Source organism: Pseudomonas farsensis, from assembly GCF_014268805.2.
GTDB lineage: Bacteria > Pseudomonadota > Gammaproteobacteria > Pseudomonadales > Pseudomonadaceae > Aquipseudomonas > Aquipseudomonas farsensis.
Genome location: NZ_JABWRF020000001.1, coordinates 57,173 through 77,484, shown reverse-complemented (window position 1 = coordinate 77,484; position 20,312 = coordinate 57,173). Strand labels below are relative to the sequence as shown.

Below are 20,312 nucleotides of genomic sequence, written 5' to 3'. Positions count from 1 at the left end.
GGATACGGGGAGATCGGCGGTCACTCTGCGGCGCAGTAGTACGCGCCGTGTCGCTACCAGATAAGGTGACAGAGTATGGATGACCAAGGACGCACCACTTCCTCCACACAGCCAATCCTGTATGTGCTCGATACCAACGTCCTGATTCACGACCCCAACGCCCTGCTCAACTTCGAGGAGCACCACGTCGCCATACCGATGACGGTGCTGGAGGAACTCGACAAGCTCAAGACTGGCAAACACACCATCGCCGCCGATTGCCGCCAGGCCATCCGCCTGATCGACCAGACCCTCGGTGACGCCTCGCCCAGCGCTGTCGAAATCGGCGTGCCTATCCAGCGTGGCAAGAGCGGGCCGAAGGGCTTTCTGTCCATCCTCATGAGCACGCGAAACGAACCCAATCGCCTGCTCCCCGAGAACCTCGCCGACAACATCATCATCAACCAACTGCTCGACCTGCGCACCAAACGCCCGGACCTCGACGTGGTGCTGGTGACCAAAGACATCAACATGCGCCTGAAGGCGCGCGCCTGCGGCATCGCCGCCGAGGACTACAGTACCGACCAGTTGGTCGACGACGTGTCGTTGCTGTCCAAGGGCTACCACTCGGTCACCGGGTCCTTCTGGGACCGCGTCAACAAGGTCGACACCCGCCAGGAACGGGGCCGCACCTGGCATCGCGTGCAGATGATCGAGAACCTGCCCTCGGTGCACATCAACGAGTTCATCATTGACGAGCAAGGCTTCGTAGGCTGGGTCAAAGGCGTGCGCGAAAACGAACTGCTGCTGCTCGACCTGCACCAGGAGCCGTTGCTGCACCAGGAAGCCTGGGGCCTCAAACCGCGTGACATTCACCAGAGCCTGGCGCTGTTCGCCCTGCTCGACCCGGATATCCACCTGGTCAACCTGACCGGCGCCGCGGGCTCCGGCAAGACCATCCTGGCGCTGGCCGCCGCCATCGAACAAACCATGGTCAGCAAGCGTTACCGCCGCATCATCGCCACCCGCAGCGTGCAGGGGCTGGACCAGGAGATCGGCTTCCTGCCAGGCACCGAGGCCGAGAAGATGGAACCCTGGCTGGGCGCCATCACCGATAACCTCGAAGCCTTGCACATGGACGACGAAAGCACCCATGGCAGTGTCGAGTACATTCTCGAAAGGGTGCCGCTGCAGTTCAAGTCGATGAACTACATCCGTGGGCGCAGCTTCCAGCAGAGCCTGATCCTCATCGACGAATGCCAGAACCTCACCCCGCACCAGATGAAGACCATCATCACCCGCGCCGGCAGCGGCTCGAAAGTGGTCTGTCTGGGTAACCTGGCGCAGATCGACACCCCCTACCTGTCGGCCACAAGCTCCGGGCTGACCTACCTTACCGAACGCTTCAAGGACTTCCCCCACGGCGTGCACATCACCCTGCAGGGTGTACCGCGCTCGGTCCTGGCCGAGTACGCCGAGTCGCATATGTAACCCGCTCCGGCTCATCGCGGTGTCACCCCGCGATGAGCCGGGCACTTGCCCCTGCTCAAAGCTGACCCACGGGTTTACACTCTGTGCTCCCTTCACAGGAGCAGAGCAGTGCTGACTCATCTCGATTCCCAGGGGCGCGCCAATATGGTCGACGTCACTGAAAAAGCCGTCACCGCCCGCGAGGCCCTCGCCGAGGCGCGGGTGCGCATGTTGCCGGCCACGCTGCGCATGATCGTCGATGGCGCGCACCCCAAGGGGGATGTGTTCGCGGTGGCGCGCATTGCCGGTATCCAGGCGGCGAAGAAGACCAGCGACCTGATCCCGTTGTGCCACCCGTTGATGCTGACCAGCGTCAAGGTCGAGCTGGCTGCCGAGGGCGATGACGTGGTGCATATCGTTGCGCGTTGCAAGCTGGCCGGGCAGACCGGGGTGGAAATGGAAGCACTGACCGCCGCCAGCGTCGCCGCGCTGACGATCTATGACATGTGCAAGGCGGTAGACAAAGGCATGGTCATCGAGCAGGTGCGCCTGCTGGAGAAGATCGGCGGCAAGAGTGGCCACTACCAGGTGCAAGGCTGATGAAAATCAAGGTGATGTATTTCGCCCGTTACCGTGAGCAACTGGGGCTCGATGGCGAAACGCTGGACGGTGAATTCAAGGTGCTCGATGACGTGCGCCAGGCGTTGCTGGCCAAAGGCGGCCCGTATTCGCTGCTGGCCGAGCAGAACCTCATGTGCGCGCGCAACGAAGAGCTGTGCAAGCTTGATGAGCCGCTTGCCGAGGGCGACGACGTGGCGTTTTTCCCGCCTGTGACCGGAGGCTGAGCATGGGTATCCGGGTTCAGCAGGCGCCGTTCGACCCAGGGCAGGAGGTCAACGCCATGCATGCGGCCAACGCCGGGGTGGGGGCGGTGGTCGCTTTCGTGGGGTATGTGCGCGATTTCAATGAAGGGCGGGAGGTGGCGGGGATGTTCCTTGAACATTACCCAGGCATGACCGAAAAAGCCCTGGCCAAGATCGTGACCGAGGCCGAACAACGCTGGCCGTTGCTCAAGGTCGAAGTGCTGCACCGCATTGGCGCCCTGGAGCCGGGCGAGCCGATTGTCTTTGTCGGGGTTGCCAGTGCGCACCGGCAGGCGGCGTTCGATGCCTGCAACTTTGTGATGGATTACCTGAAAACCCGGGCGCCGTTCTGGAAGAAGGAAAACACCGAGGATGGGCCGCGCTGGGTGGAAGGGCGGCAGAGTGATCGGGATGCGGCGGGGCGGTGGTAGGCTGTTGAGGAGGTTGGGGCTGCTACGCAGCCCATCGCGGGGCAAGCCCGCTCCTACAAGGATCGCGTTCATTCTGGTGCAGGAGCGGGCTTGCCCCGCGATGGGCCGCATAGCGGCCCCGGCAGCCTGGCAGGTCAGTGCTGCTTGCGCGGCACCGCGACCAGCAGCTCATCAGGCGGCATCTCGCACTTGATCTTGCGCCCCAGCAGCGCTTCGATGCCTGGCAACTGGTAGGAATCGTCCTCACCGGCAAAACTGATCGACACACCGCTGGTTCCCGCACGCCCTGTACGGCCAATACGGTGCACGTAATCGTCCGGGTCTTCGGGCAGGGTGAAGTTGATCACGTGGCTGATCCCTTCAATGTGGATGCCACGGCCCGCCACATCGGTTGCCACCAGCACCGTGATGCGCCCTTCGCGGAAGTTCTCCAGGGTGCGGATACGCTTGTGCTGCGGCACATCCCCGGACAACTGCGCTGCATTGACGCCGTCGCGCAGCAGTTTTTCTTCGATACGCCGCACTTCGTCCTTGCGGTTGGCAAAGACCATCACCCGTTCCCACTTGTTCTGCGTAATCAGGTTGTACAGCAGCTTGTACTTGTCGCTGCCGGCAACGGCATAGACGTGCTGCTCGACGGTTTCGCTGGCGACGTTTTCCGGCTCGATCTCGACGATGGCCGGGTCCGTGGTCCACTGCTTGGCCAGGTTCATCACATCGTCCGTGAACGTGGCCGAGAACAGCAGGGTCTGGCGCTCGCTCTTGGGCGGGGTCTGGCGAATGATCTGGCGAACCTGCGGGATGAAGCCCATGTCGAGCATGCGGTCGGCTTCGTCCAGCACCATGACCTCGACCATGTCCAGGTGCACTTCGCCGCGTTGCTGGAAGTCCAGCAAGCGGCCCGGTGTGGCCACCAGGATGTCGCAATGGCGGGCTTCGAGGGCCTTGAGCTGTTTGTCGAAATCCATGCCGCCGACAAAGCTCATCACGTTCAGCCCGCTGTACTTGGTCAGCGCCAGGGCGTCATTGGCGATCTGCACCACCAGCTCACGGGTAGGGGCGATGATCAGCGCGCGCGGCTCGCCCATGTAGCGTTCCTTGGGCGGCGGGGTCTGCTGCAACTGCGCAATGATCGAGATCAGAAACGCGGCGGTCTTGCCGGTGCCGGTCTGGGCACGGCCGATGGCGTCCTGGCCGCGCAGGGTGTGGCCGAGCACTTGCGCCTGGATAGGCGTGCAGTAGGGGAAGCCCAAGTCGTGGATGGCGTGCATCAGCTCGTTGGACAGCTTGAAGTCGTGGAAACGGGTTTTGCCTTCTTGCGGCTCGACCACGAAGTCCTCGGGTTTCCACAGGCTCGCCTGCGGCTTGGGTTTACGCTCACGGCGAGGCTTGGGCGCGGTGGGCTGGGGCGCTGGCGCAGGCTCTGCAGCTTGTGCAGGCTTGGCCTGGCTGCGCGGCGGGTGGGATGGCTTTGGCTTGGCGCTGTTGCGCGCCGGCGCTTGTGGTTGCGGGGCCTGCGCGGGGGCGCTCACGGCTACAGGCTCGGCGGCTGACGGCGTGGCGTCACCTTTTGCGAATATTTTTTTGAGTGCCTTGAGCACGGTCATCTCGTCGACTGGTTAAGGAATGTACGCCGGCCAGTGTAATGCAAGAACCGGGCGCGGCGTAGTGCAATGCTCGGCGGGCTACAAACTGCCGGTTCAGTTGAGCTGCTGGCTCAGCCACTGCTGGATGTCGTGCAGCTCTTCGACGTTGACCTCGTGCTCCATCGGGTACTCGTGCCAGCGCGCCGCTACGCCCCAGGTATTGAGGTACTCGAACGCCGTGCGGCCCATCGACGGGATTACCACCGAATCATGCACGCCGTGCAGGCACAGCGCCGGGGTGCGTTGCTGGCAAGCGCTCAGTTGCCGGTCGTCGGCGAAGGTTGGCGCATAGGTCGACAGCGCGATCACCCCACCCAGGGCTTCTTGCCACTTTATATAGGCAGTGTGCAGCACCACGGCGCCACCCTGGGAAAAGCCTGCCAGGAAGATGCGCGACAGATTGATGCCTTTGGCCTGCTCGGCCTTGATCAGGTTGATGACCTGGTCAGCCGACGCCTCCAACTGCGCCTCATCGATGGCACGCGCCGGGCTCATCGCCGTGATGTCGTACCAGCTGGGCATTTCATAGCCGCCATTGATGGTCACCGCACGGGTTGGCGCCTGGGGCATGACGAAGCGAGTGCTGGCCAGGTGCTCCTGCATGAATTCGGCAACCGGTAGAAAGTCGTAACGGTCGGCGCCCAGGCCGTGCAACCAGATCACACAAGCGTCTGCGGTTTTCTGGGGTTCGAGAATCAACGGTTCGGTCATCACTGCTCCTAAAAAGTGCGTGCGTGCTCATTGAGTGCGCAAAAAAAAGGCGGGGCGTGCTCAAGCCTGAACAAGATGTCGCAACTGTACAACTTTTCCTACTTGACTCCTGCTTAAACGCTTAAGTCGCCCATTCTGGTACGCGCCTTGCTATGCACAAGTATGCGATGGAGTGGGCAGTCCTCAGTAACACCCCTTCGTATGAATTGAAGGCTGTCACAGAACAGCCCATTGCGCCAATTGACCCAAAAACAAGCCAACAAGGGGTCGGAAGCGCCTCATAAGGGTGCGGTGCAATCCGGCTCGTACAACAAGAGCGATTTGGAGGTTGTGAATGAAGATGTTGAAAACCACCCTGGCAGTCCTGACCGCTGCCGCCGCGCTGGGCGCGACCAGTTTCGCCCAGGCCGGTGCCACGCTTGATGCGGTAAAGAAGAAGGGCTTCGTCCAGTGTGGCGTGAGTGACGGCTTGCCGGGCTTCTCGGTACCGGACGCCCAGGGCAAGATCGTCGGCATCGATGCTGACGTCTGCCGCGCTGTAGCCGCCGCTGTGTTCGGCGACGCCAGCAAGGTCAAGTTCAGCCAGCTCAACGCCAAGGAACGCTTCACTGCGCTGCAGTCCGGCGAAGTCGACGTGCTGTCGCGCAACACCACCTGGACCAGCTCACGCGATGCCGGCATGGGCCTGGTGTTTGCCGGCGTCACCTACTACGACGGCGTAGGTTTCCTGGTCAATAAAAAGCTGGGTGTTTCCAGCGCCAAGGAACTTGATGGCGCGACCATCTGCATCCAGGCCGGTACCACCACCGAGCTGAACGTCTCGGATTACTTCCGCGGCAATGGCCTGAAATACACCCCGATCACCTTCGATACCTCTGACGAAAGCGCCAAGTCGCTGGAATCGGGCCGTTGCGACGTGCTCACCTCGGACAAGTCGCAGCTGTTCGCCCAGCGCTCCAAGCTTGCGGCCCCGACCGACTACGTGGTGCTGCCAGAGACCATCTCCAAGGAACCACTGGGCCCAGTGGTACGCAAGGGCGACGAGGAGTGGTTCAGCATCGTCAAGTGGACCCTGTTCGCCATGCTCAATGCCGAAGAGGCCGGTATCACCTCGAAAAACGTCGAGGCTGAAGCCAAATCCACCAAGAACCCCGACGTGGCTCGCCTGCTGGGCGCCGATGGCGAATACGGCAAGGACCTGAAACTGCCCAAGGACTGGGTCGTGCAGATCGTCAAGCAAGTCGGCAACTACGGTGAAGTGTTCGAGAAGAACCTCGGCAAGAGCACCCCGCTGCAGATCGACCGCGGTCTGAACGCCCTGTGGAACAACGGCGGCATCCAGTACGCACCACCGGTGCGCTGATCGCTGCACCCCGCGACGGCATCCCGCCGTCGCGGGTCGTTCGACTCCCTTCTTTTCGGGGCACTTCATGCAAAATCAAATCGGCGCACGGAAAGGGTTATCCCTGAGCGATCCACGTGTGCGCGCGTGGCTGTTCCAGATACTCACGGTGGTTGCCGTGATCGCTCTGGGCTGGTACCTCATCCATAACACCCAGACCAACATGCAGCACCGAGGCATCACCTCGGGCTTCGACTTTCTCGAGCGCAGTGCCGGCTTTGGCATCGCCCAGCACCTGATCGACTACACCGAAGCCGACAGCTATGCGCGGGTACTGCTGGTGGGCCTGCTGAACACGCTGCTGGCCAGCGTCATCGGCATCGTCATCGCCACCTTGCTGGGTTTTGTGGTCGGTGTGGCGCGGCTTTCGTCCAACTGGGTGATCAGCAAGCTGGCCACCATCTACGTCGAGACCTTCCGCAACATCCCGCCTTTGCTGCAGATTCTCTTCTGGTATTTCGCGGTGTTCACCGCGCTGCCGGGGCCTCGGGGCAGTATCAATATCGAAGACCTGTTCTTCATCAGCAGCCGTGGCGTGAACATGCCCGGTGCGTCGATGGCCGCAGGTTTCTGGCCGTTCATCGTGGCACTGGTGCTGGCGGTGCTGGCCATCGTGCTGATGGTGCGCCGGGCCAACAAGCGCTTCGATGAAACCGGCCAGCCGTTCCACAAGTTCTGGGCGGGGCTGGCGCTGTTGTTGGTAATCCCCACCTGCAGCGTACTGCTGTTCGGCAACCCACTGCAGTGGGAGGTGCCGCAGCTCAAGGGCTTCAACTTCGTCGGTGGCTGGGTGCTGATTCCTGAGTTCATGGCGCTGACCTTGGCGCTGTCGATCTACACCGCAGCGTTCATCGCCGAAATCGTACGTTCCGGCATCAAGTCGGTCAGCCACGGCCAGACCGAGGCGGCCCGTTCGCTGGGCCTGCGCGAAGGCCCGACGCTGCGCAAGGTGATCATCCCCCAGGCGATGCGGGTGATCATTCCGCCGCTGACCAGCCAGTACCTCAACCTGACCAAGAACTCATCCCTGGCCGCCGTCATCGGCTACCCGGAACTGGTCTCGTTGTTCGCCGGCACCGTACTGAACCAGACCGGCCAGTCCGTTGAAGTCATGGGCATCACCATGGCGGTGTATTTGACTATCAGCATCAGCATCTCGTTGCTGATGAACTGGTACAACAAGCGCATTGCGCTGATCGAGCGGTAGGAGACGCGCATGAACGCTCATGTTTTCAAACCTGATATGCCGCCGCCGGTGAAGACCGTCGGCGTGCTGGCCTGGATGCGCGCCAACCTGTTCTCCAGTTGGGTCAATACCCTGTTGACGCTGTTCGCGCTGTACCTGGTCTGGCTGATCGTGCCGGCGCTGGTGCAGTGGGCGTTTCTGGACGCCAACTGGTCCGGCACCACCCGCGCCGATTGCACCAAGGACGGCGCCTGCTGGGTCTTTGTGCAGCAGCGCTTTGGCCAGTTCATGTATGGCTATTACCCCAGCGAACTGCGCTGGCGCGTCGACCTCACTGCCTGGCTTGGGGTGATCGGTGCGGCGCCGCTGTTCATTCGCAGCTTCACCCGCAAGGCCGCCTATGGCATCGGTTACCTGGTGATCTACCCGATCCTTGCGTACCTGTTGCTGCACGGTGGCAGCTTTGGCCTGGTGCAGGTGCCGACCTCGCAGTGGGGCGGGCTGACCCTGACTCTGGTGATCGCCACGGTAGGCATCGCGGCGGCCTTGCCGCTGGGCATTCTGCTGGCCCTGGGCCGGCGTTCGCGGATGCCGGTGATCAAGGCCGTGTCGGTGACCTTCATCGAGTTCTGGCGGGGTATTCCGCTGATCACCGTGCTGTTCATGTCCTCGGTGATGCTGCCGCTGTTCATGCCCGAAGGCATGAGCTTCGACAAGCTGCTGCGGGCGATGATCTTCGTCATCCTGTTCCAGTCGGCGTATATCGCCGAAGTGGTGCGCGGCGGCATGCAGGCCATTCCAAAAGGCCAGTATGAAGCGGCGGCGGCCATGGGCCTGGGCTACTGGCGGGCGATGGCGCTGGTGATCTTGCCGCAAGCGCTGAAGCTGGTGATCCCCGGTATCGTCAACACCTTCATTGCCCTGTTCAAGGACACCAGCCTGGTCATCATCATCGGCCTGTTCGACCTGCTCAACAGCGTCCGTCAAGCCACTGCCGACCCTGCGTGGTTGGGCATGGCGACCGAAGGTTATGTATTCGCAGCCCTGGTCTACTGGGTTTTCTGTTTCAGCATGTCCCGCTACTCCATGCATCTGGAGCGCAAGCTGGACACCGGCCACAAGCGTTAGGAGTTTCGAAATGAGTGAAGCGATCAAGCAGCCTGTCGGCGCTGAAGGCATTATCCAGATGCAGGGCGTGAACAAGTGGTATGGCCAGTTTCATGTGCTCAAGGACATCAACCTGGACGTGCGCCAGGGCGAGCGCATCGTGCTGTGCGGGCCGTCGGGTTCGGGCAAGTCCACCACCATTCGCTGCCTCAACCGGCTGGAGGAGCACCAGCAGGGGCGTATCGTCGTTGACGGTGTGGAGCTGACCAACGACCTCAAGCAGATCGAGGCCATCCGCCGCGAAGTCGGCATGGTGTTCCAGCACTTCAACCTGTTCCCGCACCTGACCATCCTCGAAAACTGCACCTTGGCGCCCATGTGGGTGCGCAAGATGCCGCGGCGCAAGGCCGAGGAAATCGCCATGCATTTTTTGGAGCGCGTGCGTATTCCGGAGCAGGCGCACAAGTTTCCGGGGCAGTTGTCGGGCGGTCAGCAGCAGCGCGTGGCGATTGCCCGGGCGTTGTGCATGAAGCCTAAGATCATGCTGTTCGACGAGCCCACCTCGGCGCTGGACCCGGAAATGGTCAAGGAAGTGCTCGACACCATGGTGAGCCTGGCCGAGGACGGCATGACCATGCTTTGCGTAACCCACGAGATGGGCTTTGCCCGCACCGTGGCGAACCGGGTGATCTTCATGGACAAGGGCGAGATCGTCGAGCAGGCGGCACCGGATGATTTCTTCGACCGGCCACGCAGTGACCGCACCCGATTGTTCCTCAGCCAGATTCTGCACTGACCGAAGGCATTGCGGTGGTTCGGTCTTGCGAACCACCGCGGTGCACTTAATTACTTCTCTTCTTTTGCCGCCACAGGTGTCGGCGGTGGGCGCAGGCCCACTTCGGCAATCAGCTTGATCTGCTTGCCATTGCGCATCACTTCGATGCTGATCTTTTCGGTCGGCTTGATCCGCGCCACCTGGTTCATCGACTTGCGCCCGTCACCTGCCGGTTCGCCGTTGATGCTCATGATCACATCACCCAGTTGCAGTCCGGCCCTCGCCGCCGGCCCTTCGCGGAAGATCCCCGCTACCACGATGCCTGGGCGCCCCTCCATGCCGAACGACTCGGCCAGCTCTTCGCTCAGCGGTTGCACCTCGATGCCCAGCCACCCACGGATCACCTGGCCGTGCTCGATGATCGACTTCATCACCTCAAGCGCAAGCTTGACCGGAATGGCAAAGCCGATGCCCTGCGAGCCGCCGGACTTGGAGAAGATCGCCGTATTGATGCCCACCAGGTTGCCGTTGGCGTCCACCAGCGCACCGCCCGAGTTGCCGGGGTTGATCGCAGCGTCGGTCTGGATGAAGTCTTCGTAGTTGTTCAGGCCCAGTTGGTTGCGGCCGGTGGCGCTGATGATGCCCATGGTCACGGTCTGGCCGACGCCGAACGGGTTGCCGATGGCCAGGGTGACATCACCGATGTGAATGCTGTCGGAGCGCCCGATGGTGATCGCCGGCAGGTTTTTCAGGTCGATCTTGAGCACGGCAAGGTCGGTTTCCGGGTCGCTGCCGATCACGCGTGCGAGGGTTTCGCGGCCATCCTTGAGCGCCACGACGATCTGGTCGGCGCCGCTGGTGACGTGGTTGTTGGTCAGCAGGTAGCCCTCGGGGCTCATGATCACCGCCGAGCCCAGGCTCGATTCCCAGCGCTTCTGCTTGGGCAGGTTGTCGCCGAAGAAGCGGCGGAACTGCGGGTCTTCGAACAGCGGGTGGGCGCTCTTGTTGATCACCTTGGTGGTGTACAGGTTGACCACGGCCGGTGCGGCCAGGGTCACGGCGTCGGCGTAGGACACCGGGCCTTGCATGATCTGCGTGGTTTGCGGCGCCTGTTGCAGGTTGACGTCCTGGCTGGGCAGGCCGACCCACTGCGGGAAACGCTGGATGATCAGAACGGCGATCAGCACGCCGGTAAGCAGGGGCCAGCCGAAGAAACGCAGAGCCTTGAACATGAACGAGTCCTGAAAATAGGGCAGGGGCCGCTTCGGTGCAGCCTGAATGCAAGCGCGCGGGATCATACCTTGAGCGCTACGGCGCGAAAACTGCGGCGTTTGCCGCAGGTTTCGCCGGCACCGGGGACGGCCCATAATGGCGGGCATTATACGGGTGTTAAAACCTGCAAAAAGGCAGTTTTCGAGGAGAATTTCATGGCCGTTGCCCTCAATACCCTGGTCGAGGAAGCCGAGCGCTACCTGGGCAGCTCCCGCATTCAGGACTACTGCCCCAATGGCTTGCAGGTTGAAGGCCGGCCGCAGGTCAGCCGCATCGTGACGGGCGTCACCGCAAGCCAGGCACTGCTCGATGCAGCAGTCGAAGCGGGGGCTGACCTGGTGCTGGTGCATCATGGTTACTTCTGGAAGGGCGAAAACCCGTGCATCACCGGCATGAAGCAGCGCCGGCTGAAGACCTTGCTGAAAAACGATATCAGCCTGCTGGCCTACCACTTGCCGCTGGATGTCCACCCTGAGGTGGGCAACAACGTGCAGTTGGCGCGCCAACTCGATATCACCGTCGAAGGCCCGCTGGACCCGGCCAACCCCAAAGTTGTAGGCCTGGTCGGCTCGCTGGCCGAGCCACTGTCGGCGCGTGATTTCGCGCGCCGCGTGCAGGAGGCCATGGGCCGTGAGCCGCTGGTCATCGAGGGCGAGCAGATGATCCGCCGGGTGGGCTGGTGCACAGGCGGCGGGCAGGGCTACATCGATACCGCCATTGCGGCAGGCGTCGACCTGTTCCTGAGTGGCGAGGCGTCCGAGCAGACCTTCCACAGCGCCCGCGAAAACGGCATCAGCTTCATCGCTGCCGGCCACCACGCCACCGAGCGCTATGGCGTGCAGGCGCTGGGCGACTACCTGGCGCGGCGTTTTGCGCTGGAGCATCTGTTCATCGACATCCCCAACCCGATCTGACAGCCCGCCGCAGTGCGCTCCGAGCAACCCTGTGCCGGCCTCATCGCAGGCTATCGCCAGCTCCCACAGGTAGCTTGGCCAGACCTCGATTTTAGGGCTGAGAATGTTTTTGTGGGAGCTGGCGATAGCCTGCGATGAGGCCGGCACAAGCTTGTGCAAAACCATGGGATCTCCCACAGAAATCAGGGCGAGACCTGCATAGCGCGGCTATGCGCGGTCTCGTGAAAGCCCTGGCCCGGCCCAAACCCCCAGTCATATGGTTAGATTGTTTCGATCTAGCCCGCCGCCTAAATAGAATCAGGCGCTGTGATAAAGTGGCTCGCTCGAACACGGCCCGTAGGCCGTCCATAAGATCGTTTTTCGTGAGTAGCCATGGTCGACAATCTGACGCACTTGAAACAGCTGGAGGCGGAAAGCATCCACATCATCCGCGAGGTGGCCGCCGAGTTCGACAACCCGGTGATGCTGTACTCGATCGGCAAGGATTCCGCGGTCATGCTGCACCTGGCGCGCAAGGCCTTCTTCCCGGGCAAGCTGCCGTTCCCGGTGATGCACGTCGACACCCAGTGGAAATTCCAGGAGATGTACAGCTTCCGCGACAAGATGGTCGAGGAAATGGGCCTGGAGCTGATCACCCACGTCAACCCTGAGGGTGTGGCGCAGGGCATCAACCCGTTCACCCATGGTAGCTCCAAGCACACCGACATCATGAAGACCCAGGGCCTCAAGCAGGCGCTGGACAAGCATGGTTTCGATGCCGCCTTCGGTGGTGCACGCCGCGATGAAGAGAAGTCCCGCGCCAAAGAGCGCGTGTACTCGTTCCGCGACAGCAAGCACCGCTGGGACCCGAAGAACCAGCGCCCGGAGCTGTGGAACATCTACAACGGCAAGGTCAACAAGGGCGAGTCGATCCGCGTCTTCCCGCTGTCGAACTGGACCGAGCTGGATATCTGGCAGTACATCTACCTCGAAGGCATCCCGATCGTGCCGCTGTACTTCGCCGCCGAGCGGGAAGTCATCGAGAAGAACGGCACCCTGATCATGATCGACGACGATCGCATCCTGGAGCACCTCTCCGAGGAAGAAAAAGCGCGCATCGTCAAGAAGAAGGTGCGTTTCCGTACCCTGGGCTGCTACCCGTTGACGGGTGCTGTCGAGTCCGAGGCCGAAACGCTGACCGACATCATTCAGGAAATGCTGCTGACGCGTACTTCCGAGCGTCAGGGCCGCGTCATCGACCACGATGGTGCAGGCTCCATGGAAGACAAGAAACGTCAGGGCTACTTCTAACTTCAGGGTTACTCCATGTCGCACCAATCCGATTTGATCAGCGAAGACATCCTCGCTTATCTCGCTCAGCACGAGCGCAAAGAACTGCTGCGTTTCCTCACCTGCGGCAACGTCGATGATGGCAAGAGCACCCTGATCGGGCGCCTGCTGCACGATTCCAAGATGATCTACGAGGACCACCTCGAGGCCATCACCCGCGACTCGAAAAAGTCCGGCACCACTGGCGAAGAAGTCGACCTGGCGCTGCTGGTCGATGGCCTGCAGGCCGAGCGTGAGCAGGGCATCACCATCGATGTCGCCTACCGCTACTTCTCCACCGCCAAGCGCAAGTTCATCATCGCCGACACCCCGGGCCACGAGCAGTACACCCGCAACATGGCCACCGGTGCGTCCACCTGCGACCTGGCGATCATCCTCGTCGATGCCCGCTACGGCGTGCAGACCCAGACCCGCCGGCACAGCTACATCGCCTCGTTGCTGGGCATCAAGCACATCGTCGTCGCGGTCAACAAGATGGACCTCAAGGGCTTCGACCAGCAGCTGTTCGAGTCGATCAAGGCCGATTACCTGAAGTTCGCCGAGAGCATCAACCTCAAGCCTTCGAGCCTGCACTTCGTGCCCATGTCGGCGCTCAAGGGCGACAACGTGGTCAACCGCAGCGAGCAATCGCCGTGGTACACCGGCCCTGTGCTGATGGAAATTCTCGAAAGCGTCGAGGTTGCCGTCGACCGTAACGTGACCGACCTGCGCTTCCCGGTGCAGTACGTCAACCGCCCGAACCTGAACTTCCGTGGCTTCGCCGGCACCATCGCCGGTGGCGTGGTGCACAAGGGCGATGAAATCGTCGTGCTGCCGTCGGGCAAGAGCAGCCGGGTCAAGTCCATCGTCACCTACGAAGGTGAATTGGAATGCGCAGGCCCAGGCCAGGCCGTGACCCTGACCATGGAAGACGAGATCGACATCTCCCGTGGCGATTTGCTGGTGCACGCTGACAACGTACCGCAGGTGACCGACCAATTCGACGCCATGCTGGTATGGATGGCCGAAGAACCGATGCTGCCGGGCAAGAAATACGACATCAAGCGGGCCACCAGCTACGTGCCGGGCTCGATTGCCAGCATCACCCACAAGGTCGATGTGAACACCCTTGAGCATGGCGCGGCCAGCGCGCTGCAGCTGAACGAAATCGGCCGGGTCAAGGTTGCGCTGGACAGCGCCATTGCCCTGGACGGCTACGACAGCAACCGCACCACCGGTGCGTTCATCGTCATCGATCGCTTGACCAACGGCACCGTCGGCGCCGGCATGATCATCGCGCCACCGGTATTGCCCCATGGCAGCACCGGGCAACACGGCAAGCTGGCCCATGTTTCCACTGAAGAACGCGCCCTGCGCTTCGGCCAGCAGCCGGCCACCGTGCTGTTCAGCGGCCTGTCCGGCGCTGGCAAGAGCACCCTGGCCTATGCCGTGGAACGCAAGCTGTTCGACATGGGCCGTGCGGTCTACGTGCTCGATGGCCAGAACTTGCGCCACGACCTGAACAAGGGCCTGCCCCAGGACCGTGCCGGGCGTACCGAAAACTGGCGCCGCGCCGCCCATGTGGCGCGCCAGTTCAACGAAGCCGGCATGCTCACCCTGGCCGCGTTCGTTGCCCCGGATGCCGAAGGCCGCGAACAGGCCAAGGCGCTGTTGGGTAAGGAGCGTCTGGTAACCGTCTACGTTCAGGCTTCGCCGTTGGTGTGCCGTGAGCGTGACCCGCAGGGCCTGTACGCTGCCGGTGGCGACAACATCCCGGGTGAGAGCTTCCCGTACGATGTGCCGCTGGATGCGGATGTGGTGATCAACACCCAGTCGCTCAGCGTCGATGAAGGCGTCAAGCTGGTGCTTGATGCGCTGCGTCAGCGTGGTGCGATCTGATCGGTTGCTTCAGGTGACATGAAAAAACCCGCTACGGCGGGTTTTTTTATTGGGTGCTTGCATGAAAACCTATGGTGGAATCGTTTTTTTCGAGGAGGCGATGCCTGCGGGATTAGTCGGTTTTGAAGCCCGGCTTACCGTTAGAGGCCCGCCACTCTTTTACAAGCCGCAAAATTTCATCAGGTGTATCTAATCCGCCGGCTTCAGGCCAGTAAATTAAATCTGATCCACTAGGGTGCTCTGACAGCTCGTTGAATTTCACTATGCGAGCGTCTAGTTCACGTTCGCTGGTCTCGTGCGCCGGATCGGTGATAGAAATAATGAAGTCGAGAAATTCAGCCTCGGTAAAGTCGGAAATTTTCATCGTGTCGCTCATTGAGACTACACCGGCAGGTTGCTGCTTTCTAACCGCGAGGTATGTCAGGCATTGGGCCTCTGGAGGGTGGGAGCGGTCCTGTAATTGCTGGTGATTGGCTAAATATGTGTTTCGCTCACCGGTATCACCCGCCGCTCCTTCACCGCCTTGTACGAAAAACTCGAATAGATCTCCTTCACGCCCGGCAGCCGCTGTAGCACCTCGCGGGTGAATTCGCCAAACGACTCCAGGTCGCTCGCGAGGATCTCCAGCAAAAAATCGTAGCGCCCGGAAATGTTGTGGCACGCAACGATTTCCGGGATGTCGATCAGGCGTTGTTCGAAGGCCAACGCCATGTCCTTGGTATGCGACTCCATCATGATGCTGACAAACGCGGTGATGCCAAACCCCAGCGCCTTGGGCGAAAGAACGGCCTGGTAACCGGTGATATAGCCGTTGTCTTCGAGCAGTTTGACCCGTCGCCAGCACGGCGAGGTGGTCAGCGCGACCTGGTCGGCGAGTTCCGAAACGGTCAGCCGCGCGTTGTTTTGCAGGGCAGCGAGCAGGGCGCGGTCGGTGCGGTCGAGTGTTGAAGGCATGTTATGCCCTCCCTGTTGGGTTTTTATTGTTTTTGTTGCCAAAGTGCCGTGATGTTGTGGGCAACTTTGGAAAAATACGGGGTCTCTGCTGGCATAAGCTTATAACAAACCACCAGAGGCTGTTGCCATGGACGACTCACGACACGCCGGTTTCTCCACCCGCGCCATTCATCATGGCTACGACCCGCTCAGCCATGGCGGTGCACTGGTGCCGCCGGTCTATCAAACGGCTACCTATGCGTTTCCCAGCGTTGAATACGGCGCAGCCTGCTTTGCTGGGGAGGCGGCGGGGCATTTCTACAGTCGCATCTCCAACCCCACCCTGGCACTGCTCGAACAACGCATGGCCTCGCTTGAAGGGGGGGAGGCGGGGCTGGCGCTGGCTTCAGGCATGGGCGCGATTACCTCGACGTTGTGGACGCTGCTGCGCCCAGGTGATGAGCTGATCGTCGGCCGCACGCTGTACGGCTGCACCTTTGCCTTCCTGCATCACGGCATCGGTGAGTTCGGGGTGAAAATCCGCCATGTCGATCTGAATGACCTTCAGGCGCTGAAAGCTGCGATCACCCCCAAAACGCGGATGATCTACTGTGAAACGCCCGCCAACCCGACGATGCAACTGGTCGATATCGCTGCGCTGGCCGAGGCTGTGCAAGGCCATGACCTGACCCTCGTTGTCGACAACACCTACTGCACCCCGTACCTGCAACGCCCGCTGGAGCTGGGGGCTGACCTGGTCGTGCATTCGGCCACCAAGTACCTCTCCGGGCACGGCGATATCACGGCCGGGCTGGTGGTGGGGCGCAAGGCGCTGGTCGACCGGATTCGCCTGGAAGGGCTCAAGGACATGACCGGCGCGGTGCTCTCGCCCCACGATGCATCGTTGTTGATGCGCGGCATCAAGACACTGGCCCTGCGCATGGACCGGCACTGCGCCAATGCCCAGCAAATAGCCGAATTTCTGCTTGCTCAGCCCCAGGTTGAACTGATCCGTTACCCAGGGCTTGCGTCTTTCCCCCAGCATGAACTGGCCAGCCGCCAGATGCGCCTGCCGGGCGGCATGATCGCCTTCGAACTCAAGGGCGGCATCGAGGCCGGGCGACGCTTCATGAACGCGCTGCAACTATTTGCCCGGGCGGTGAGCCTGGGTGATGCCGAATCACTGGCCCAGCACCCGGCGAGCATGACCCATTCCAGCTACACGCCGAAAGAGCGTGCCGAGCATGGGATTTCCGAGGGGCTAGTGCGGCTGTCGGTGGGGCTTGAGGATATCGAGGATCTGCTGGGCGACGTGCAGCAGGCATTGCGGGCCTGTTAAGCGACTGCGAGCAGGCACAAAAGCAGGGCCCTGTGGGAGGTGCAAGCCTGTATCGGCCTCATCGCAGGCTGGCGCCAGCTCCCACAGGTTCAAGGCAAGGCCTCGATATTGCGACTGTGCGCGGTCTCTGTGGGAGCTGGCGACAGCCTGCGATGAGGCCGGAACAGGCGTGCGTCGAGCGTCCTGCGGGATGCCTGTTTCATCGCCACCCGCTTGGCCTGCAGGCACAAAAAAAGGCCGCATGCGCGGCCTTTGTCGTAGCGGTCGAATCAGCGCTTCAAGCCATAGCTCTCATCGAGCATGCCTGGCGAGTTCGGCACCTTGGGGGCGTAGTCGCGCGGCACTTCGGCGTCTTTGGGCGGCGTGAGGCGGTCACGCGGGCCATGGGCCGCTTCGGCGTGCAGCGAGGCCAGCAGGCGTTGGCGGGTCAGCTCGTCCAGGGCCAGACGGTTGGCGCCATCGGCCAGATGGTCCTGCACGTCCTGGTAGCTTTGCGTCAGCTTGCGCACCAGCGATGCGGTGCTGTTGAAGTGGGTGACCACCTCGTTCTGGTAAGTATCGAAACGCTGCTGGATATCATCCAGCTGGCGCTGTGTATTGCTGGGCGCAGCGTTAGGCAGCAGGCGGGCCAGCGCGAAACCGACGACCACGCCAATAACCAGGGCCAGGGTCGGCAGCAACCAAACAAGGAGCGAGTGTTCCACGAGTCCTTCCTCTATAAACGGCTTTGCTTTACGTTAACGGCTCAAACCTGCGCTGTATACCGCGAGCGATCGCAAATCAGAACAGAATTCATCAGCTAGACGAGTCGACCCTCCCCGAGGTCACGGAGTAGTGCCTTGCTTATCCGCGAAACCCCCTTGTTCATCGATGGCCCGAGCGGCCCGCTGGAAGCCTTGTACCTGGATGTTGCCGATGCCCGCGGCGCGGTGCTGATCTGCCATCCCAACCCGGTCCAGGGCGGCACCATGCTCAACAAGGTGGTCTCGACGCTGCAGCGCACCGCCCGCGATGCCGGCTACGTGACCCTGCGTTTCAACTATCGCGGCGTCGGCCAGAGCGCCGGCAGCCATGACATGGGTGCCGGTGAAGTGGCTGACGCCGAGGCCGCCGCCGCATGGCTGCGAGCCAGGCACCCGGCGCTACCTCTGGTGCTGATGGGCTTCTCCTTCGGCGGTTTCGTGGCCGCGAGCCTGGCCGGGCGCCTGGAGGCCGACGGCGTCAGCTTGCAGCAGCTGTTCATGATCGCCCCGGCGGTGATGCGCCTGAGCGAACAGTTCCCGCTGCCAGAGCGCGTGGCGCTGACCGTGGTGCAGCCGGAGACCGACGAGGTGGTCGATCCGCAGCTGGTTTACGAATGGTCCGACACCCTGACGCGCCCCCATGAGCTGCTGAAAGTGGCAGAATGCGGACACTTCTTCCATGGCAAGCTGACCGATCTGAAGGATCTGCTGCTGCCGCGCCTTTCGAACTGAGCCAAGCCTGAATAAGCGAACACCCATGACCACGCGCATTCTCACCGGTATTACCACCACCGGCACCCCGCACCTGGGCAACTACGCCGGTGCCATCCGCCCGGCGATCCTCGCCAGCCAGCAGCCCGGTGCCGATTCGTTCTACTTTCTGGCCGACTACCACGCGCTGATCAAGTGCGATGACCCGCTGCGCATCCAGCGCTCGCGCCTGGAAATCGCCGCCACCTGGCTGGCCGGCGGCCTGGACCCGGCCAAGGTCACCTTCTATCGCCAGTCCGACATCCCGGAAATCCCCGAGCTGACCTGGCTGTTGACCTGCGTTGCCGGTAAAGGGCTGCTCAACCGCGCCCACGCCTACAAGGCGTCGGTCGATAAAAACGTCGAAGCCGGTGAAGACCCGGACGCCGGCGTGACCATGGGCCTGTTCAGCTACCCGGTGCTGATGGCCGCCGACATTCTCATGTTCAACGCGCACAAGGTGCCGGTGGGGCGTGACCAGATCCAGCACGTCGAAATGGCCCGCGACATCGGCCAGCGCTTCAACCACCTGTTCGGCCAGGGCAAGGAGTTCTTTGCCATGCCTGAGGCGGTGATCGAGGAAAGCGTGGCGACCTTGCCGGGCCTGGACGGGCGCAAGATGTCCAAGAGCTACGACAACACTATCCCGTTGTTCACCAGCGCCAAGGACATGAAAGACGCCATCTCGCGCATCGTCACCGACTCCCGCGCCCCCGGTGAGCCGAAAGACCCGGACGCCTCGCACCTGTTCACCCTGTTCCAGGCGTTCTCGACGCCTGAGCAATGCGCCGAGTTCCGTGAGCAGTTGCTCCAGGGCCTGGGTTGGGGTGAGGCCAAGCAGCGCCTGTTCCAACTGCTCGACGGCCAGTTGGCCGAAAAACGCGATCACTACCACCAGCTGATTTCGCGCCCCTCCGACCTCGAAGACATCCTGCTGGCGGGCGCTGCCAAGGCGCGCAAAAGCGCGACGCCGTTCCTTGCGCAACTGCGCGAGGCCGTGGGCCTGCGTTCGTTCCGCGCCAGTGTGCAAGCGGGCACAGAAGTAAAGAAAAAGGCCGCCAAGAGCGCGCGTTTTGTCAGCTTCCGTGATGAGGACGGCAGCTTCCGCTTCCGCCTGCTGGCCGCTGATGGCGAGCAATTGCTGCTGTCGCGCAGTTTTGCCGACGGCAAGAGTGCAGGTGCTGTCAGCAAGCAACTGCAGCAGGGTGGCGAGGCCGATGTGCGTGTCGAGGGCCTGGGCTTCAGCCTGTGGCTGGGCGGCGAGCAGGTTGCCGAGGGGCCGCAGTTTGACGATGCACAAGCCCGTGATGCGGCGGTGCAAAGCCTGCGCGACGCGCTGCAGCCGGCTCAGGACTGATAGCCTCTGCAGCAATCGTGCGCACAGGGCATGGCAACCTGAGCTCTGTGCAAGCCTGTGCTGGCCTCATCGCAGGCTATCGCCAGCTCCCACCCAGGCCGTGCTCAACCGCAACCTTGCTGGTTGGACCCAATCCTGTAGGAAATGATAGAGAGTCGTGGCGAGCGGGCTTGTCCCGCGTTGGGCTGCGCAGCAGCCCTGAAAACCCTAAGGGCTGCTGCGCAGCC

General features: G+C 62.0%; 20 protein-coding genes. 14 read left to right on the top strand and 6 right to left on the bottom strand.

The window, feature by feature from the left end; translation table 11 throughout:
• The first annotated feature begins 75 nt into the window (after nucleotides 1–75).
• The 4 genes from HU719_RS00380 to moaE all read left to right on the top strand — a co-directional run bounded on the left by HU719_RS00380 (nucleotide 76) and on the right by moaE (nucleotide 2,743).
• Complete coding sequence (locus tag HU719_RS00380; RefSeq protein WP_186518809.1) at nucleotides 76–1,470, top strand: PhoH family protein; 1,395 nt, start codon at nucleotides 76–78, stop codon at nucleotides 1,468–1,470.
• A 108-nt stretch (nucleotides 1,471–1,578) separates the two neighbouring features.
• A complete protein-coding gene (gene moaC, locus HU719_RS00375) occupies nucleotides 1,579–2,049 on the top strand; it encodes a cyclic pyranopterin monophosphate synthase MoaC (RefSeq protein WP_186518807.1) in 471 nt (156 codons plus the stop codon).
• On the top strand, nucleotides 2,049–2,294 hold the full coding sequence (locus HU719_RS00370; RefSeq protein ID WP_186518805.1) for a MoaD/ThiS family protein: 246 nt from the start codon (nucleotides 2,049–2,051) through the stop codon (nucleotides 2,292–2,294). Before moaC ends, HU719_RS00370 begins: the two co-directional genes overlap by 1 nt.
• Nucleotides 2,295–2,296: 2 nt before the next feature.
• Nucleotides 2,297–2,743, top strand: a complete 447-nt coding sequence (moaE, locus tag HU719_RS00365) for a molybdopterin synthase catalytic subunit MoaE (RefSeq protein ID WP_186537102.1) — start codon at nucleotides 2,297–2,299, stop codon at nucleotides 2,741–2,743.
• Between the two features lie 134 nt (nucleotides 2,744–2,877).
• Here moaE and rhlB read toward each other — a convergent pair whose 3' ends face one another.
• Nucleotides 2,878–4,344: an ATP-dependent RNA helicase RhlB gene (rhlB, locus tag HU719_RS00360; RefSeq protein WP_217843685.1), complete on the bottom strand. Its 1,467-nt coding sequence runs from the start codon at nucleotides 4,342–4,344 to the stop codon at nucleotides 2,878–2,880.
• A gap of 99 nt (nucleotides 4,345–4,443) precedes the next feature.
• Entirely contained in the window at nucleotides 4,444–5,100 is a 657-nt protein-coding gene (locus HU719_RS00355) for an alpha/beta hydrolase (RefSeq protein ID WP_186537100.1), read from the bottom strand.
• Nucleotides 5,101–5,434: 334 nt separating this feature from the next.
• On the opposite strand from HU719_RS00355, the gene HU719_RS00350 reads away from it, so the two are divergent.
• The 4 genes from HU719_RS00350 (at nucleotide 5,435) to HU719_RS00335 (ending at nucleotide 9,591) form a co-directional block, all read left to right on the top strand.
• Nucleotides 5,435–6,463, top strand: coding sequence for an amino acid ABC transporter substrate-binding protein (locus tag HU719_RS00350; RefSeq protein ID WP_186518797.1), 1,029 nt, complete (start codon nucleotides 5,435–5,437; stop codon nucleotides 6,461–6,463).
• Nucleotides 6,464–6,530: 67 nt separating this feature from the next.
• Nucleotides 6,531–7,709 (top strand): amino acid ABC transporter permease, encoded by a 1,179-nt coding sequence (locus HU719_RS00345; protein WP_186518795.1) that lies wholly within the window; start codon nucleotides 6,531–6,533, stop codon nucleotides 7,707–7,709.
• Between the two features lie 9 nt (nucleotides 7,710–7,718).
• Entirely contained in the window at nucleotides 7,719–8,816 is a 1,098-nt protein-coding gene (locus HU719_RS00340; protein ID WP_186537099.1) for an amino acid ABC transporter permease, read from the top strand.
• A 10-nt stretch (nucleotides 8,817–8,826) separates the two neighbouring features.
• Nucleotides 8,827–9,591, top strand: coding sequence for an amino acid ABC transporter ATP-binding protein (locus HU719_RS00335; RefSeq protein WP_186518791.1), 765 nt, complete (start codon nucleotides 8,827–8,829; stop codon nucleotides 9,589–9,591).
• A gap of 50 nt (nucleotides 9,592–9,641) precedes the next feature.
• On the opposite strand, the gene algW is transcribed toward HU719_RS00335, so the two are convergent.
• A complete protein-coding gene (gene algW, locus HU719_RS00330) occupies nucleotides 9,642–10,802 on the bottom strand; it encodes a Do family serine endopeptidase AlgW (protein WP_186518789.1) in 1,161 nt (386 codons plus the stop codon).
• A 195-nt stretch (nucleotides 10,803–10,997) separates the two neighbouring features.
• Between algW and HU719_RS00325 the strand changes: the two genes are divergently transcribed.
• From HU719_RS00325 to cysN, 3 genes are all read left to right on the top strand, one after another.
• Nucleotides 10,998–11,756: a Nif3-like dinuclear metal center hexameric protein gene (locus tag HU719_RS00325; RefSeq protein WP_186518787.1), complete on the top strand. Its 759-nt coding sequence runs from the start codon at nucleotides 10,998–11,000 to the stop codon at nucleotides 11,754–11,756.
• A gap of 372 nt (nucleotides 11,757–12,128) precedes the next feature.
• The gene (cysD, locus tag HU719_RS00320) at nucleotides 12,129–13,046 is read left to right on the top strand and encodes a sulfate adenylyltransferase subunit CysD (RefSeq protein ID WP_186518785.1); all 918 of its coding nucleotides are present in this window, start codon (nucleotides 12,129–12,131) and stop codon (nucleotides 13,044–13,046) included.
• Between the two features lie 15 nt (nucleotides 13,047–13,061).
• A complete protein-coding gene (cysN, locus tag HU719_RS00315; RefSeq protein ID WP_186537098.1) occupies nucleotides 13,062–14,963 on the top strand; it encodes a sulfate adenylyltransferase subunit CysN in 1,902 nt (633 codons plus the stop codon).
• Between the two features lie 112 nt (nucleotides 14,964–15,075).
• Here the strand turns inward: cysN and HU719_RS00310 are convergent, their stop codons facing one another.
• Together HU719_RS00310 and HU719_RS00305 are read right to left on the bottom strand one after the other, a co-directional pair.
• Nucleotides 15,076–15,327, bottom strand: coding sequence for a bacteriocin immunity protein (locus HU719_RS00310; RefSeq protein ID WP_186537097.1), 252 nt, complete (start codon nucleotides 15,325–15,327; stop codon nucleotides 15,076–15,078).
• Between the two features lie 110 nt (nucleotides 15,328–15,437).
• The gene (locus HU719_RS00305) at nucleotides 15,438–15,917 is read right to left on the bottom strand and encodes an Lrp/AsnC family transcriptional regulator (protein WP_186518779.1); all 480 of its coding nucleotides are present in this window, start codon (nucleotides 15,915–15,917) and stop codon (nucleotides 15,438–15,440) included.
• 127 nt (nucleotides 15,918–16,044) lie between these two features.
• Here HU719_RS00305 and HU719_RS00300 point away from each other — a divergent pair, with 127 nt between their 5' ends.
• Nucleotides 16,045–17,235, top strand: coding sequence for a methionine gamma-lyase (locus HU719_RS00300; protein ID WP_186537096.1), 1,191 nt, complete (start codon nucleotides 16,045–16,047; stop codon nucleotides 17,233–17,235).
• A gap of 269 nt (nucleotides 17,236–17,504) precedes the next feature.
• Here the strand turns inward: HU719_RS00300 and HU719_RS00295 are convergent, their stop codons facing one another.
• A complete protein-coding gene (locus HU719_RS00295) occupies nucleotides 17,505–17,939 on the bottom strand; it encodes a ZapG family protein (RefSeq protein ID WP_186537095.1) in 435 nt (144 codons plus the stop codon).
• Nucleotides 17,940–18,074: 135 nt separating this feature from the next.
• Between HU719_RS00295 and HU719_RS00290 the strand changes: the two genes are divergently transcribed.
• Together HU719_RS00290 and HU719_RS00285 are read left to right on the top strand one after the other, a co-directional pair.
• A complete protein-coding gene (locus tag HU719_RS00290; RefSeq protein WP_186537094.1) occupies nucleotides 18,075–18,710 on the top strand; it encodes an alpha/beta hydrolase in 636 nt (211 codons plus the stop codon).
• 25 nt (nucleotides 18,711–18,735) lie between these two features.
• Nucleotides 18,736–20,085, top strand: coding sequence for a tryptophan--tRNA ligase (locus HU719_RS00285; RefSeq protein ID WP_186518771.1), 1,350 nt, complete (start codon nucleotides 18,736–18,738; stop codon nucleotides 20,083–20,085).
• The last annotated feature ends 227 nt before the right edge of the window (nucleotides 20,086–20,312 follow it).

Excerpts from the sequence above, each read along its gene's own strand:
- HU719_RS00340 (WP_186537099.1), top strand. The coding sequence starts at position 7,719 with ATGAACGCTCATGTTTTCAAACCTGATATGCCGCCGCCGGTGAAGACC.
- moaE (WP_186537102.1), top strand. The coding sequence starts at position 2,297 with ATGGGTATCCGGGTTCAGCAGGCGCCGTTCGACCCAGGGCAGGAGGTC.
- HU719_RS00380 (WP_186518809.1), top strand. The coding sequence starts at position 76 with ATGGATGACCAAGGACGCACCACTTCCTCCACACAGCCAATCCTGTAT.
- algW (WP_186518789.1), bottom strand. The coding sequence starts at position 10,802 with ATGTTCAAGGCTCTGCGTTTCTTCGGCTGGCCCCTGCTTACCGGCGTG.
- HU719_RS00335 (WP_186518791.1), top strand. The coding sequence starts at position 8,827 with ATGAGTGAAGCGATCAAGCAGCCTGTCGGCGCTGAAGGCATTATCCAG.
- HU719_RS00350 (WP_186518797.1), top strand. The coding sequence starts at position 5,435 with ATGAAGATGTTGAAAACCACCCTGGCAGTCCTGACCGCTGCCGCCGCG.
- cysN (WP_186537098.1), top strand. The coding sequence starts at position 13,062 with ATGTCGCACCAATCCGATTTGATCAGCGAAGACATCCTCGCTTATCTC.
- HU719_RS00370 (WP_186518805.1), top strand. The coding sequence starts at position 2,049 with ATGAAAATCAAGGTGATGTATTTCGCCCGTTACCGTGAGCAACTGGGG.
- HU719_RS00355 (WP_186537100.1), bottom strand. The coding sequence starts at position 5,100 with ATGACCGAACCGTTGATTCTCGAACCCCAGAAAACCGCAGACGCTTGT.
- HU719_RS00345 (WP_186518795.1), top strand. The coding sequence starts at position 6,531 with ATGCAAAATCAAATCGGCGCACGGAAAGGGTTATCCCTGAGCGATCCA.
- HU719_RS00325 (WP_186518787.1), top strand. The coding sequence starts at position 10,998 with ATGGCCGTTGCCCTCAATACCCTGGTCGAGGAAGCCGAGCGCTACCTG.
- HU719_RS00305 (WP_186518779.1), bottom strand. The coding sequence starts at position 15,917 with ATGCCTTCAACACTCGACCGCACCGACCGCGCCCTGCTCGCTGCCCTG.
- HU719_RS00310 (WP_186537097.1), bottom strand. The coding sequence starts at position 15,327 with ATGAAAATTTCCGACTTTACCGAGGCTGAATTTCTCGACTTCATTATT.
- HU719_RS00300 (WP_186537096.1), top strand. The coding sequence starts at position 16,045 with ATGGACGACTCACGACACGCCGGTTTCTCCACCCGCGCCATTCATCAT.
- cysD (WP_186518785.1), top strand. The coding sequence starts at position 12,129 with ATGGTCGACAATCTGACGCACTTGAAACAGCTGGAGGCGGAAAGCATC.
- HU719_RS00285 (WP_186518771.1), top strand. The coding sequence starts at position 18,736 with ATGACCACGCGCATTCTCACCGGTATTACCACCACCGGCACCCCGCAC.